Here is a 14,142-nt window from a genome sequence, read left to right as displayed (position 1 = left end):
CCCCGCATGTCGCCTACCGAAGAGAGCGCGCAGTCCATCGAGATCGACCACGAAACCGAGGCGGAACAGCCGGTCGACGTCGACCAGGCGAACGCCGAGGCCCATCAAAAAGCGCTCGAACGCGCGCGGGACCTCATCGGCCAGACGATCTCGGAGCGCTACCGCATCCTCGATCTCCTGGCGATGGGCGGCATGGGCGCCGTCTACCTCGGCGAGCACGTGCTCATGCACAAGCGCGTCGCCGTGAAGATCCTGCACCCCGAGAGCGACGACAACCCCGAGATCGTGGCGCGCTTCGAGCGCGAGGCCCTCGTCGGCGCGCACATCGACAACCCGAACATCGCCCACGCGACCGACTTCGGGAAGCTCGACGACGGCTCGTACTTCCTGATCCTCGAGTACGTCGAAGGGAAAAACCTCGCCGAGGTGATCCGCGAAGGCCCGATGAAGCCGCGCCTCGTCGTGCACGTCGCGCGGCAGATCCTGTGCGGCCTGCAAGCCGCGCACGAGCTCGGCATCGTGCATCGGGACTTGAAGCCGCGGAACGTGATGCTCGAAGCGGGCTTCGTGGCGAAGCTCATCGACTTCGGCTTCGCGAAGGTCTCGGTCGGCAAGCTCCCGCTCACGGTGCCCAAGGAGGGCCGGCCGCCCTCGCGCCTCACCGGCGTCGGCGTGATCTTCGGGACGATCAACTACCTCGCGCCCGAGGCGGCGCACGGCATGGACGCGGTCGACGAGCGCGCGGACCTCTACGCGCTCGGCGTGATGATGTACGAGATGCTGACGGGCAAACACCCGTTCGACTCGACCGATCCGGTCGAGATGTTCTCGCACCACCGCACGACGCCGCCGCCGCCGTTTTCGGTGCGCGCGCCGGACGTGAAGATCCCCGCCGAGCTCGAGCCGCTCGTGAAGAAGCTGCTCGAAAAGGACCCCTACGAGCGATTCCAGAACGCGGCCGCGGTGATCGAGGCGCTCGACGCGCTGTCCATTTCGAGCGAGCCCGTCGAGGAAGCGGCCGTTCGTTCGAGGAAGATCACGCCGCCGCCGCCCCCGGTCACGGTGCGCCCCCCGGACAAACCGAGCGAGAAAGCGGACGCGGAGAAGGCTCCGGAAAAGGCTCCGCCGGTCGCAGAGGCGCGCAAGAAAAAGAAAAAGGCGCGGGGCGACGAACTGGCCACCTCCGCGCGGCGCGCGCCCGAGAAGAAGCCGAGCGCCATCAATTACACGCTCGCCGTCATCGCGATCGTGGCCGTGGTCGCCGCGGCGTTCTTCGCGTCGCGCTGAAAACCTCTCAATCGCCCGTCATCGGCCCCGGATCCGGAATCGGATCACGCATCGTGACGAACTCCTCCGCGGCCGTCGGGTGAATGCCGACCGTCGCGTCGAATTGCGCCTTCGTCGCGCCGCATTTGACCGCAATGGCCACGCCCTGGATGATCTCCGGCGCGTCCGCGCCCACCATGTGCGCGCCGACGACCTTCTGCGTCGCCCGATCCACGACGAGCTTCATCATCGTCCGCTCGTCCCGCCCCGAGAGCGTGTGCTTCATCGGACGGAAGCGCGCACGGTAGACGTCGATCTTGCCGTACCGCCGCCGCGCCTCGTGCTCCGGCAGGCCCACCGTGCCCACCGGCGGCTGCGAGAACACCGCGCTCGGCACGTTCTCGTGGTCCATCTCGGTCGGCCGGTCGCGGAACAGCGTCTCCGCCACGGCCCGCGCCTCCGCGATGGCCACCGGCGTCAGGTTGATCCGGTCCGTCACGTCCCCGACCGCGAAGATGCTCGGCACGCTCGTCCGCGAATACGAGTCGACCTTGATCGCGCGCACCTCGTCGAGGGCCACGCCCACGTCCTCGAGGCCGAGACCGTCCGTGTTCGGCGCGCGACCCGTGGCGAACAAGACGACGTCCGTCTCCACGATCTCGCCGCCCGCGAGGCGCACGGACAAACCGTCGGCTTCCCTCGCCACGCTCCGGAGGATCGTCTCGCGCAGGATCTTGATGCCGCGCTTCTGCATGCCCTCGGCCACGGACTCGCGCACGTCCTGATCGAAGCCGCGCAGCACGTTGTCTCCGCGCAGCGCGAGCGTCACCTCCGCGCCCGCGGCGCGCCAGACCCCCGCGAACTCCACGCCGATGTAGCCGCCGCCCACGACGAGCACGCGGCGCGGCACGTACGGCAGGTCGAGCGCCTCGTCCGAGGAAATGCCGAGCTCCTTGCCCGGGATGTCGGGCCGCACGGGCCGGCTGCCCGTCGCGATGAGGATGTGCCGCGCCGTGTAGCGCTTGCCGCCGACGTCGACCGTATGTGGACCGACGATCCGCGCGAACCCCTCGATCGTCGTCACGCCCGCGTCCCGCAGCATGCGCACGTAGATGCCGTTCAGCCGATCGAGCTCGCGATCCTTCGCCTCGATGAGCTTCGCCCAGTCGAGCTTGGCCTCGCCGAACGTCCAGCCGAACCCACGCGCGTCTTCGAGCTCCTCGGCCACGTGCGCGCCGTACACGAGCAGCTTCTTCGGCACGCAGCCGCGCAGGACGCAGGTGCCGCCCACGCGGCGCGCCTCGCAGATCGCGACGCGCGCGCCGTACGAAGCCGACCTGCGGCTCCCCGCCACGCCGCCCGAGCCTGCGCCGATGGTGAAGAGATCGAAGTCGAACGTGGTCATCGCGGGGCCTCCTCGGGGGCAAGTATGCGGGAGGAAGGGCCGGCGCGCGATGCTCGTTTCGGGATGAGGTTCGGCTCGCCCGACCGGACCGGCCTCTACTTGCGACCCGCCTCGCTCGAACGCATGCAGCGCCGGAGCGCCTCGCGCAGCGTCGAGAGCGTGATGATCTTCGTGAGATCGATCCCGATTTGCACCATCGTCTGCGCGACCGCTGGACGAATGCCCGTGATGATGCAGCGCGCGCCGAGCAGCTCGGCCGCGCGCACGAGCCGCCCGATGTGATCGGCCGTCGAGGTATCCACGATATCGACGCCCGTGAGATCGATGATCGCGTACGTCGCGCCTTTTTGCGTGATCGCGTCGAGCAGCCGCTCCATCATCTCGGCGGCGCGCTGGCTATCGACCACGCCGAAGAGCGGCAGCGAAAGCACGCCGTCCCAGACCTCGATGATCGGCGTCGAGAGCGCCCGGATCGCCTCCTCCTGCCGCGCGATGAGCTCGAGTTTTTCCCGCAGCTCGCGCTCGGCCACGGAGCGCTCCTCGACCTCCTTGCGCACGCGCTCGAGCGCCACCGCGAGGTCCGCCTTCGTGGCCTGGTCCGAATGAAAGAGCGCGTCGAGCCGATCTTCGAGGCTCCTCTCCGAGGGCCGAATGACGAACTCGTCGTACGCGTCACCCCGGGCAGCGAACGCCGTCTGCTCGGCCCAGCAGGAAGGCACCCCGAAATAACGCTGGAAAAGTCCGGCGAACTTGCCGCCCACGTATGCAGAGCCCCAATCGGCCTCGATCGCGCGCTGCGCGATGGACTCCCAGCCATTGTGGACCCGGACGCGCGCCTCGCGGGTCTTCAGGTCGGCGGAGACGAGCTCCCAGCGCCCCCAGCCCGCCGAACAGGCGATCGCGCCGAGCGCCTCGAAGCCCTTTTCGAACGTGGGCTCCGCGGCAATGACGGCCCAATCTTCCTCCGTGCTGTCGCGGCCGCCGCCATGGAGCGCGAGCCGGAACCGCTCGGTGCCCACCATCCGGTGAAAGCCGGACAAGAGCCCTGCGACGGACGACTTGGTCCACATCGTCACAGCGGGAGCGCCGGCCCAGGTGCACACGCCTTTGCCGGCGTCCCACTCGACGTCTATCCCCCCGACACGAAACTTGTCGCCCATCTTTCGGACTCACCTCGCAATGACGGACGAGCGTATCGCGGATGCCGAAATCAAGCCAGCAAAAACAAAGTTTCAGCCATAGCGTAGCGCCATACGCCGACCCTCGGCGACAACGCGCTGACGCAGATCTGCAATCGTGACCGTGTGCCTGGAAAACGGAAGAGACGTGCCTCCGCCAGAGCGAGGCGCGGGCGCTCACGCGGCGTCCGCGTGGTCAGGAATTTTTCGGCTTTTGCGAATTCGCCGGGCGCGTGAAACGGCGCAATGCCTCGCGCAGCGTCGAAAGCGTCGCGATTTTCGTGAGATCGATCCCGATTTCGACCATCGTCTGCGCCACCGCGGGGCGAATGCCCGTGATGACGCATTTCGCGCCGACGAGCTCCGCCGCGCGCACGAGCCGCCCGATGTGATCGGCCGTCTCCGCGTCGATCGTGTCGACGCCCGTCAAATCGATGATCGCGGTCCGCGCGCCTTTATGCGTGATCGCGTCGAGCAGCCGCTCCATCATCTCGGCCGCGCGCCGCGTGTCGACCACCCCGAAGAGCGGCAGCGTGAGCACGCCGTCCCAGACCTCGATGATCGGCGTCGAGAGCGCCCGGATCGCCTCCTCCTGCCGCGCGATGAGATCGAGTTTTTCCCGCAGCTCGCGCTCGGCCAGCGAGCGCTCCTCGACCTCCTTGCGCACGCGCTCGAGCGCCACCGCGAGGTCCGCCTTCGTGACCTGATCCGATTGAAAGAGCGCGTCGAGCCGATCTTCGAGCGTCCGGTTCGAGGGCCGCACGATGAATTCGTCGCAGGTCTCGCCGTCCGTCACGAACGCCGTCTGCTCGGCCCAGCAGGTCGGCACCCTGAAATGGCGCTGGAAAATCCCGGCGAGCTTGCCCGCGACGAAGGACGCACCCCAGGAAACCCCGATCGCGCGCTGCGCGATCGATTCCCAGTTGTTGTAGATCCGCACCCGGGCCTCGCGCGCGGCGAGGTCGATCGAGACGAGCTCCCAGCGCCCCCAGCCCGCCGCCGCCGCGACCCCCGAGAGCCTCTGGAAACCCTCCTCGAACGTCGGCGCCGACGCAATCACGCCCCAGTCCCCGCCGATGCTGTCGCGCCCTCCCTGCTGCATCGCGAGCTCGAAGCGCTCAGCCCCGACCATTTTCTGGAACGTCGCGAGCATCCCCGCCATGGTGCTCTCGATCCACGCCGTCATCACCGGGGCGCCGGCCCACAAACAAAGACCCTCGTCCTCCCTCCACTCGATGTCGATGCCGGCGACCTGAAGCTTCGAATGCATGCAAGGCTCCTTCGTGGGGCAACATAACCTCACATAGGATTTTCCGCATCGAGAAACAGGTCAATTCGTTGCTTCGTTACGTTCCGTCATACGCCGCCGTCGAGATGTTCGCGGAAGAACGTGAGGACGCGCTCCTTCGCGTCGAGCGCGGAGGGCTCGTGATAGCCGGCGTGCATCGGCAGGAGCGGGCCGATCTTCTGGAGAATCGCGCCCTCGGTGCGCGTGTAGAACGAATGCCCCGCGTCCTCGTAGACCTTGATGTCCGCGGGGACGCCGAGCTTGTCGAGGCTCCGCCGCAAGCGCGCGGGCGCGTCGCGCAAAGGCTCGTCGCGCCCGCCGAAGCTCGCCACCGTCGGGCACGCGCTCGGCAGATCCTCGGGGACCTCGCCATAGAAAGGTGCAACGGCCTTGTAATGGCCCCGCATCGCGAGCACGATCGCGAAGCCGCCGCCCATGCAAAACCCGACCACGCCGAGCCGCTCGGCAGACACCTCGGGCCGCGACGCGAGATACCGCCTCGCCGCGTCGAGATCCTCGAGCGGGCGGCCACGTTGCTTGATGATCGAACGAATCGCACGCGCGACGCAGAGGAACTTGGGGCCGCGGTGAAAGAGGTCGGGGATCAGCACGACGTACCCCGCCTCGGCGAACTCCCGCGCGACGCGCTTCATCTCCTCGTTCAGGCCGAACACCTCGTAGATGAGCAAGAGCCCGGGCCGCGGCTCCGGCCCGTCCGGCAGGGTGAGGATGCCCCGCATCGAAAAGCCGTCGTCGCAAGGAAACCTGATCTCGCGCTGATCCATGAAGCCCCCTTTTACCATGGGGGACCGATGTGCTCAGCCGAGAGAGCGTTTCTTGTCGGCCGGCGCGCCCTGCCCCGCGGCCGCCGGCATTCGCACCGAAGGCTTGCGCGCGGGCCTTCCCTCCGTGCGGGGAGGCGCGAGGCTGCGCAATGTGGCCTGCACCTCTTCACGCACGTGCGGGCCGAGGAGCCGCTCGGCCTGGGCCACGACACGGCCGGCGAACGCGGCGAGGATGGCCTGGCCTTCGAGGTCGTCCTGTTCGGGGGCGCCCGTCTTGCGCCGATGCTCCTCGTAATCCCGTGCGCACACGCCGACCGGGCCCGGCGCGGAGAGCGCACGACGCACGACCAGGCGCGCGCCCCGCTCGGTCGTGACCGGCGGTAGCTCCGCGGCGATGCGCAGCGCGCCCTCGACATTCCCGGCCGCGGCGAGCATGGGCGCGAGGTATTTCCGGGCGACCTCGACGAGGCGCGGGGCGAGCGCCTGCTCGTCGAGGATCGTGACGTCCGGCGAGAGCAGCCCGACCACGCCGGCCTCGTGCAGGAAGGCGTTGAGGACGCGCGAGCGCGTCGGGGCGACACGCAGATACGTCCCCGAACCCCGCTCGGCCGGACGCACGGCAGGCATGGTCTTGACCGAACGAGGCCGCCGCGCCCGCGCGAGGTGCCGGTCGGCGAGCGCCTTCTGCGCCTCCGGATCGGAGCCCGAGACGAGCTCGGACACACGCTTGGCGGGGCCAAAGGCTGGATCCGACGGAGGAGTGTGACGCTTGCCGCTGGACATTCGACGGGGCGGCTCTCGAAAGGAGCCTGCTCGTCCGTCTACCACGCGGAAAGCGTTCAGGTGTGGAGAACTTGGAGATGCTCGGACGAATATTGTCCGAGCCTGGATCCAGGCTCATTTCTGGAAAGGCTCAAGCGGCGCGGAGCACGGCCTGGATGGCATCGAAGCTCGCGGGCTTGACGAGGTGGGCGTCGAAGCCGGCTTGCAAGGCGCGATCGCGGTCCTCGGCCTGGCCGTAGCCGGTGACGGCGACGATGAACGGACGCGTGGCGCTGTCGTCGCGCAGGCGCCGGCAAACCTCGTAGCCGTCCATGCGCGGCAGGCCAATGTCGAGCAGGACGATCTCGGGCTGGCCGTTCGAAACGGCGACGAGCGCGGCCTCGCCGTCGTGCGCGACGGAGACCTCGTGGCCGAGGGTTTCGAGCAACGCCGCCATGGTCTCGGCCGCGTCGACGTTGTCGTCGACGACGAGGACGCGGCGGCTCTGGCCGGACAAGGAGACCTCGGCTTCGTGCATGGGTGTCATCGGGGCCTCCTCGAGGGCGAGACGGACGACGAATTCGCTGCCTTTTCCGAGCCCGTCGCTATGGGCTTCGACCCTTCCGCCATGCAGCTCGATGAGGCGGCGAACGAGAGAGAGCCCGATTCCGAGCCCCCCTTCCGAGCGGTCGAGGGTGCGCATCGATTGATAGAACGTGTCGAATACATGGGGTAGGTCCTTTGGGTGGATCCCACGGCCGTTGTCCTTGATCCGGATGAATGCTTCGTTTTGGGACCCTCTTTCGGTGCCGAGGTGGATGCAGCCGCCGTCGTCGGTGTACTTGGCCGCGTTGTTCAGCAGATTGGCCACGACCTGCGTGAGCCGCGCCGCGTCGACCTTCACGTGGAGCGGCTCAGGACAAGGCGCAAGGACGAGCTCGTGGCTGCGCGCGTCGATGAGCGGCCTCGTCGATTCGACCGCCTGGGCCACGATCTCGCAGAGCTCGTGCGTCTCCTTGCGCAAGGTGATCCGGCCGCGCGAGATCCGCGAGACGTCGAGCAGGTCGTCGAGCAGGCGCACGAGGTGGCCGACCTGCCGCTCGATCACGTCGCGGGACCGCAAGAGCCGCGGCTCTTCGAGCGCGATCCGCTTCTGGATCTCCACGGCCGTCTTGATGGGCGCGAGCGGATTGCGGAGCTCGTGCGCCAGCATGGCGAGGAATTCGTCTTTGCGGCGATCGGCCTCGTGCAGCGCCTCCTCGGCGCGCTTCTGATCGGTGATGTCCTGGATCACGATGCCGATCCCCACGATGTCGTCCGCGTGGAGCGCCCGGATCGGATAATAGTTGCACAACCATTGCCGGACCTCGCCCGGGTACGCGGGCGTCTCGCCGGAGATGGCCACGTTGAAGAGCCGCTCGCCCGCGAGCACGCGGGCATAGGACGCCTCGACCTTCGGCCAGAGATCGGGGACGACCTCCGCGACCCGGCGCCCGAGGTGCTCGGCCACCGAAAGGCCGTTCGTCGCGGCCAGGTACTCATTGACCCGTACATACCTGCATTCTCGATCGAGCAGCGCGATGCCGACGGGCGCATACGCGAAGACGTTATCGAGCAAGCCGAGCGCCTCCTCGGTCGAGCGCTGCACCTCGCGGAGCACCTCTTCATGATGCTTCCTTTGCGTGATGTCCTCGATCACCGCGGTCGACGTGGTGATCACCCCATGGACGTCCCGCAGAAAAAAGGCGTGCACGCGCACCCAGGCGATGCTGCCGTCTTTGCGGATGTACCGCTTCTCGGTGCGATACACCCGCCCGCCCCGCGCGGCCTCCTGGTAACTGGCCAGGTCCTTTTCACGATCCTCGGGGTGCGTGAGGTCGCTAAAGCGCTTGCTGAGGAGCTCGGCCGCCGAATACCCGGTGATCTCGCAATAAAATGCGTTGACCCGGAGCAAGCGCCCGTCGCTCACGTCCGCCTGCGCCATCCCGAGGGGAATCCACTCGTAGAGCTGCCGGAACAGGTCGTCGGTCCAGCGCGCCGCGCTCTCGGCGGCGTGGCGCGGCGTGAGGTCGCGGATGACCGTGGCGCGCGCCGGGCAGCCCTTGACGTGGACGTTGCCGCCACGAAGCTCGGCCACGAAGCGGCTCCCGTCCTTGCGCTGGAGCACGGCTTCGTACGCGGTCTCGGCGCCGATCTTGATGTGCTCCGCGAGCAGGGACCGAAATTCTTCCGGCGCGAGCATTTCCTTGCGGGTGCCGAGGACCTCCTCGCGGCCATAACCGAAGACCTCGGTGAAGGCCTGGTTGACGTCGAGGATCACGCCCTCGCCATGGAGGACCAGCGGATCGAAGGAGGCCTGCGTCAGGGCGCGAAATCGCTCCTCGCTCTCGCGCAGGGTATCGACCTCGACCAGCGCCTGCACCTCGCGGGCGCGCAGCCGTTCGAGCAGGCTCGTGCAATCGCCGAACTTGCGATCGGAGCGGCGCATGCGCTCGCCGATCCAGGCAATGGCGAGGCCGAGCGCGACGAACGGCACGACGAGCAGCATATCCCCGCCGGTCATCGTCCCGCGGGCGAGCACGGCCAGGCCACAAAGCACCGTGGCGAGCAGGCCGGGCCCGAAGCCGCCGACCACGGCCGGAAAGGCGACGGCGAGGGAAAAAAGGGAGAGGGGTGGACGCTCACCGAGCCACCGTTCGAACGACGCATGCACGGCAATCGCCGCCACCGTCGACAGGACGGCCAGGAAGAGCCCTAGCGACGTGGACCGTTGGGGTTGATGCGTCTGCATTCGGTTCCGTGACGTCACGGATCGTTTCGTACAGACCCCTATTATGATCTAGGCAGGCCGCACGTCACGACGAATGCATTTTCTCGATGCTGTCCGGAAAAACCCGTTTTCCGCGATGATGGGCTCTCGATGGACGACGTTCGGGCTCAGCAGCCCGGCCCGGTCGGGCAGCTCCCCTCGCGGGGGACGGCGCTCGCCGCGCCGACGTCGCACCAGGTTGGGAAGTTGTCGGGCAATCCCTTGGCATAAGGCGATTCGCCGGCGCCGAGCCAGTAGGGGTGGTCGAGGACGAACTGCCACATCGACGCGTAACTCGTGAGCCCGTCGACGGCGTCGATGGGCGGCTCGGCGTGGCCGCAGTTGTGGACGCATTCGAGAAAAAAATGCCCCCGGTCGGCGAGGTTCTTTTCGAGGTCCTTCGAGGCGGTCTCGAAGTTCATGACGCCGAAGCAATTGTCGGTGGGGCCGCCCCAGAGGACGATCGCCGGCATGCGGTGCTCGGGGTTCGGGAAAGGCTTGATGAGCCCGCCCGTGCCCCCGGAGAACGAGAGGATCGACGAGAGGTATTGCCCGCGGCCGCCCGCGAGCTGGCTCGTCCAGAGCGCGCCCGCGCTGACGCCGGCGCTGGCAACGCACTCCTTGTTCACGCTGAACTGCGCCGAGACGCAGGCGAGCATGTCGTCGAAGAAGACGAATTCTTCCTCCATACGCGCGGTGGATTGCGTCGCGTCGAAGGGCCACTTGAAGGTGATGTCGTCCTTCGATTCGGGGATGACGGCGATGAAGCGCTGGCCGTCGACGGCCGCCTGGACCTGGCCCTTTTCGTAAAAATCGTCGGCGCTGCCGCCGAGCCAGTGCCAGAGGAAGATCACGGGGAGGCGCTCGTCGGGCATGATCTCGGTGGGAACGACGAGGCGGAAATCACGGTCGGCGCCGCCGCTCTTGATGAGGTTGTGGCCGGAGACGAGCATGGGACACTCGCCGCCCGAATACTTCGGCGGCTCGGGCGCGAGGGTCGCGCCGGGCGGAGGCGCGTCGCCGCACTTCAAAAAGACGGTCGTGCCGCCCTCGCCGCCCGCGCCTCCTGCGCCGCCCACACCCCCCTCGCCGCCCGCGCCGCCGGTGCCGCCGCTGCCACCCGCGCCCCCCGCCGCGCCGGCGCCCGATCCCGCGCTCCCGCCCGTATTGGCCGACCCGCCGTCGTCACCGCAGCCCTCGGCCATTGCGACGAGACCGAGAAGTGCAAGAAAAATCGCGCCATACTTCATGACGAAGACCTCCCGGAATGGTCTTACACCGGGGGCGGCGCGGCGAAAAGGGAATTGGGGGAGGTTCGTCTTTCAAAACCGCGGGCGCGCCCGCGGGATCATCGGCAGCTCGCCGGCAGGCAGCGACTGCAGCGCCGCCAGGAGGCCCGCGGCGCCGGCCTTCGTCTTCTCGATGCCCGGCGCGATCGGCGCGGTCTCCTCGCGCTCCTCGTAGAGCTCACGCGGCAGCTCCAGCAAGAATCGGCTCGGGGTGCGCGGCACGAGCTTGCCGCGTTGCCCACGCGCCATGCAGCGCGACATGTAGAGTTTTTCCCGGGCGCGCGTGACGGCCACGTAGAAAAGGCGGCGCTCCTCCTCCAGGCTCACCGCGCCGTCCTGATCACCCGGCACGAAATCGGTCGCGCGCTCGGTCGTCGTGCGCGAATGCGGGCAAAAGCCCTCCTCGACGCCGATCACGAAGACGTACGGGTACTCCAGGCCCTTCGCGCCGTGCATCGTGGTGAGCGTGACGCGGTCCGTGGCCTCTTCATCCTGCTCGTCCATACGGAGCGCGAGCAGGCGCAAGAACTCGGCGAATTGCTCCCGTTCGCCCTTCCCGGCCTCGTCGCGGCGCGCGAAGACCTTGAGCAGGCCCTCGACGTTGCCCCAGCGCCGCGCCGCGACCTGCGGGTTCGCCGAGGCCGCCATGATGTCGGCCTTGAGGCCGATCGCCTCGCAGAGCTTCGCCGCGACCTCCGCGCTCGGCAGCTTTTGCTCGAACGCGAGCCGCCCGCCCTCGATGATCCGGACGAACTGACGGCACCCCTCGAGCGCCCCCGGCGGCAGATCCCGCACGGCGTGCGCGCGCTGCACCACGGCCCAGAGGCTCATGTCGTGCGCGGTCGCGTGCGCGGTGATCTTGTGGAACGCGACCTCGCCGATGCCACGCGCCGGATAATTCACGACGCGCCGCAGGGACATCTCGTCGTCCGGCGAGAGCACGACCTTGAGGTACGCGATGAGGTCCTTGACCTCCTTGCGCTCGAAGAACTGCTGGCCGCCGATCATGCGGAGCGGAATGCCCCGCTCCTTCAAGGCCTGCTCGATCGGCTGCGCCTGGAGGTTCGAGCGGTAGAGCACGGCGATGTCCTTCGGACGCACGCCCTGCTTCTCGATGAGCTGTTGCGCTTCGGAGGCGACGAAGCTCGCCTCGACCTCGGGATCGGCGCAGACGACGACCTGCGCGATCGGCCCGTCGCCCTGCGTGGCAACGAGGACCTTCTTGTGCCGCTTGCCCGAGTTCTGGCGCGCGAGGACCGCGTTCGCCACGTCGAGGATCGGCTTCTTCGAGCGATAGTTGTGCTCGAGCTTGACGACCTTCGCGCCCGGGAAATGGTCCTCGAACGAGAGGATGTTCTTCACGTCGGCGCCGCGCCACGCGTAGATCGACTGATCGTCGTCGCCGACGACGACCACGTTGCGGTGGCGCGCCGCGAGCTGCCGCACGAGCTCGAGCTGCGCGTGGTTCGTGTCCTGGTACTCGTCGACGATGAGGTACCGGTACCGCATCTGGTACTTTTCGAGGACGTCGGCGCGTTTTCTCCAGAGGCGGACGAGCTCGCAGATGAGGTCGTCGAAGTCGAACGCCTGGAAGGTGCGCAGCGCCGCGAGGTACTTCGGGTAGACGAGCATGCTGATCTCGTCGTACTCGTCCACGCCGCGGCCCTTGCGTTGCTTCTCGAGCCACTCCTCGGGCGTGATGAAGTCGTTCTTCGCGGCGGAGATGCGCGCCAGGATCGCGCCGATGTCGTAGTTCTTCGTGGTGCGCAGCTCGCGCAGGATCTCGCGGATGGCGCTCGTCTGGTCCGCCTGATCGAGGATCGCGAACTTCGAGCCGCGGAAGCCGAGCGCCCGCGTCTCCTGGCCGAGCGTGTCGAGGCCGAAGCGGTGGAACGTGCAGACCTTGAGGTCCTTCGCGACCTTCGGGCCGACGAGCTTCGCGACGCGCTCGTGCATCTCGCCGGCGGCCTTGTTGGTGAAGGTCATCGCGAGGATGCTGGTCGCGGGGACGCCCTTGCCGAGCAGCCGCCCGATGCGCTCGGTGACGACGCGCGTCTTGCCCGAGCCTGCCCCGGCGAGCACGAGCATCGGCCCGAGATCGTGCTCGACCGCCTGCTTCTGAGAGGGGTTGAGATCGATCGCCACGGCCGGGGGGTAGCGCGGCCGCGGCGGGTTGGGTAGTCGGAAAATATCGCGGTGCGTCGGGGCCCAGGATCGGGGCGGATTCCGGGTTCGGATCAGGAGCGCCGTTCGGCGCTCCGCGAGATCGCGGAGCGAGCTCGCCTCGGGGGGTGAATCGGCCGGGCTTCGCCTGGCCGAGAGGGGGACGCGAGGCGTCCCCCTCGGGATCAGGGCGGCGTCGCGAACTGGCCGGGGAACGGATTCGCGTCGTGGCGCTTGTTCACTTCGTCGTTCGTCCAGGGGAACGGGTTCGTCCCGCGCTCGTGGAAGAAGGCGAAGCCGATGACGCCGACGTTGCGCGAATCGCCGCCGGACTTCTTGGCCGCGTACGAGCCGCGCACCGAGCCGAAGCGGAAGGCGGCGACGGCGTCGACGCTCTGGCGGAAGCCGTCGATCTCGAGCTCGCCGTGCGGCTGCACGAGGTAGCCGCGCTTCGAGAAGCTCGCGGCGCGGCCGTCGATGACGTCGAGACCGTCGACGGAGACGACGCACTCGATGCGGTTCGGCGTGCGGTTGCGGATGACGATCGTGTAGCGACGGCCGGCCTCGCCGACGACGTAGTTCTTGTCGCTCGCGACGAACCCGTTCAGGAACGCGCCGTTGTCGTCACGCAGGCCGACGAGCAGCGCGCCGCCCGCGACGGGGGTGACGCCGCCCGCGGTGCGACGGAAGCCCGCGGCGTTCGCCATGGCGCGCGCGCCCTCCTCGTCGTTGTAGAAAAGGCTCGCCATCGAGAACGGGCTCGTGGGTTCGGCGCGCTGGAACGCCACGGTGGTGATCGACGACGAGCGCGTCTCGCCCCACTCGGTGCCGAGGCCGGGGCGGTTCTGGGGCTCGGGCTGCATCACCTCGGCGCGCTTGGTCTCGGCCTCGAATGCGCCGGGGCGCGGAGAGGCGGTCCCTTGCACGGTGGCCGGAGGCGGAGGCGCGGGCGCTGCCTCGTCCGCGGCGGACGCGGGGAAGCCGGCCGAATCGCCGCCGAACTGGCCTGGCGGGACGCTCGCGCCCGTCGCCGTGACTTCGACGCCCCTCGACTCGCTCGGCGTCGACGAGCCACCACCCGTGTAGGTGCTCCCTCCGCAGCCGATGGCGGAGGAAACCAGCGTCGCCAACGAAACAGCCCAAAACCCGCGTCGAATGAGGTCCATCGTCGTTACTCCCCACGGCCCGCGCCGTTCG

At 68.3% G+C, this 14,142-nt stretch carries 10 protein-coding genes; 1 reads left to right on the top strand and 9 read right to left on the bottom strand.

Going from position 1 to position 14,142, the window contains the following annotated elements; all coding sequences use genetic code 11:
- Positions 1–6: 6 nt before the first annotated feature.
- Entirely contained in the window at positions 7–1,287 is a 1,281-nt protein-coding gene (locus tag QHF84_RS34870; RefSeq protein ID WP_281317838.1) for a serine/threonine-protein kinase, read from the top strand.
- A 7-nt stretch (positions 1,288–1,294) separates the two neighbouring features.
- On the opposite strand, the gene gor is transcribed toward QHF84_RS34870, so the two are convergent.
- The 9 genes from gor to QHF84_RS34825 form a co-directional block, all read right to left on the bottom strand.
- Positions 1,295–2,671 (bottom strand): glutathione-disulfide reductase, encoded by a 1,377-nt coding sequence (gene gor, locus QHF84_RS34865; protein WP_281317837.1) that lies wholly within the window; start codon positions 2,669–2,671, stop codon positions 1,295–1,297.
- Positions 2,672–2,766: 95 nt separating this feature from the next.
- Positions 2,767–3,831 (bottom strand): STAS domain-containing protein, encoded by a 1,065-nt coding sequence (locus tag QHF84_RS34860; RefSeq protein ID WP_281317836.1) that lies wholly within the window; start codon positions 3,829–3,831, stop codon positions 2,767–2,769.
- Between the two features lie 214 nt (positions 3,832–4,045).
- Entirely contained in the window at positions 4,046–5,119 is a 1,074-nt protein-coding gene (locus tag QHF84_RS34855) for an STAS domain-containing protein (protein ID WP_281317835.1), read from the bottom strand.
- A gap of 86 nt (positions 5,120–5,205) precedes the next feature.
- Positions 5,206–5,922, bottom strand: a complete 717-nt coding sequence (locus QHF84_RS34850) for a dienelactone hydrolase family protein (RefSeq protein WP_281317834.1) — start codon at positions 5,920–5,922, stop codon at positions 5,206–5,208.
- Positions 5,923–5,955: 33 nt separating this feature from the next.
- The gene (locus QHF84_RS34845) at positions 5,956–6,645 is read right to left on the bottom strand and encodes a hypothetical protein (RefSeq protein ID WP_281317833.1); all 690 of its coding nucleotides are present in this window, start codon (positions 6,643–6,645) and stop codon (positions 5,956–5,958) included.
- 190 nt (positions 6,646–6,835) lie between these two features.
- Positions 6,836–9,493: a PAS domain S-box protein gene (locus QHF84_RS34840; protein ID WP_281317832.1), complete on the bottom strand. Its 2,658-nt coding sequence runs from the start codon at positions 9,491–9,493 to the stop codon at positions 6,836–6,838.
- Between the two features lie 128 nt (positions 9,494–9,621).
- Positions 9,622–10,743 carry a hypothetical protein gene (locus QHF84_RS34835; RefSeq protein WP_281317831.1) on the bottom strand — a complete coding sequence of 374 codons (1,122 nt, stop codon included), beginning with the start codon at positions 10,741–10,743 and terminating at the stop codon, positions 9,622–9,624.
- 72 nt (positions 10,744–10,815) lie between these two features.
- Complete coding sequence (locus QHF84_RS34830) at positions 10,816–12,927, bottom strand: UvrD-helicase domain-containing protein (RefSeq protein ID WP_281317830.1); 2,112 nt, start codon at positions 12,925–12,927, stop codon at positions 10,816–10,818.
- Between the two features lie 203 nt (positions 12,928–13,130).
- Positions 13,131–14,111 carry a hypothetical protein gene (locus tag QHF84_RS34825; protein WP_281317829.1) on the bottom strand — a complete coding sequence of 327 codons (981 nt, stop codon included), beginning with the start codon at positions 14,109–14,111 and terminating at the stop codon, positions 13,131–13,133.
- Positions 14,112–14,142 lie beyond the last annotated feature (31 nt).

This window comes from Polyangium sp. y55x31 (assembly GCF_029946505.1).
Lineage (GTDB): Bacteria > Myxococcota_A > Polyangia > Polyangiales > Polyangiaceae > Polyangium.
This window is presented reverse-complemented; position numbering and strand designations above follow the sequence as displayed.

Coding starts and splice junctions, on each gene's coding strand:
- QHF84_RS34870 (WP_281317838.1), top strand. CDS start 7: ATGTCGCCTACCGAAGAGAGCGCGCAGTCCATCGAGATCGACCACGAA.
- gor (WP_281317837.1), bottom strand. CDS start 2,671: ATGACCACGTTCGACTTCGATCTCTTCACCATCGGCGCAGGCTCGGGC.
- QHF84_RS34860 (WP_281317836.1), bottom strand. CDS start 3,831: ATGGGCGACAAGTTTCGTGTCGGGGGGATAGACGTCGAGTGGGACGCC.
- QHF84_RS34855 (WP_281317835.1), bottom strand. CDS start 5,119: ATGCATTCGAAGCTTCAGGTCGCCGGCATCGACATCGAGTGGAGGGAG.
- QHF84_RS34850 (WP_281317834.1), bottom strand. CDS start 5,922: ATGGATCAGCGCGAGATCAGGTTTCCTTGCGACGACGGCTTTTCGATG.
- QHF84_RS34835 (WP_281317831.1), bottom strand. CDS start 10,743: ATGAAGTATGGCGCGATTTTTCTTGCACTTCTCGGTCTCGTCGCAATG.
- QHF84_RS34825 (WP_281317829.1), bottom strand. CDS start 14,111: ATGGACCTCATTCGACGCGGGTTTTGGGCTGTTTCGTTGGCGACGCTG.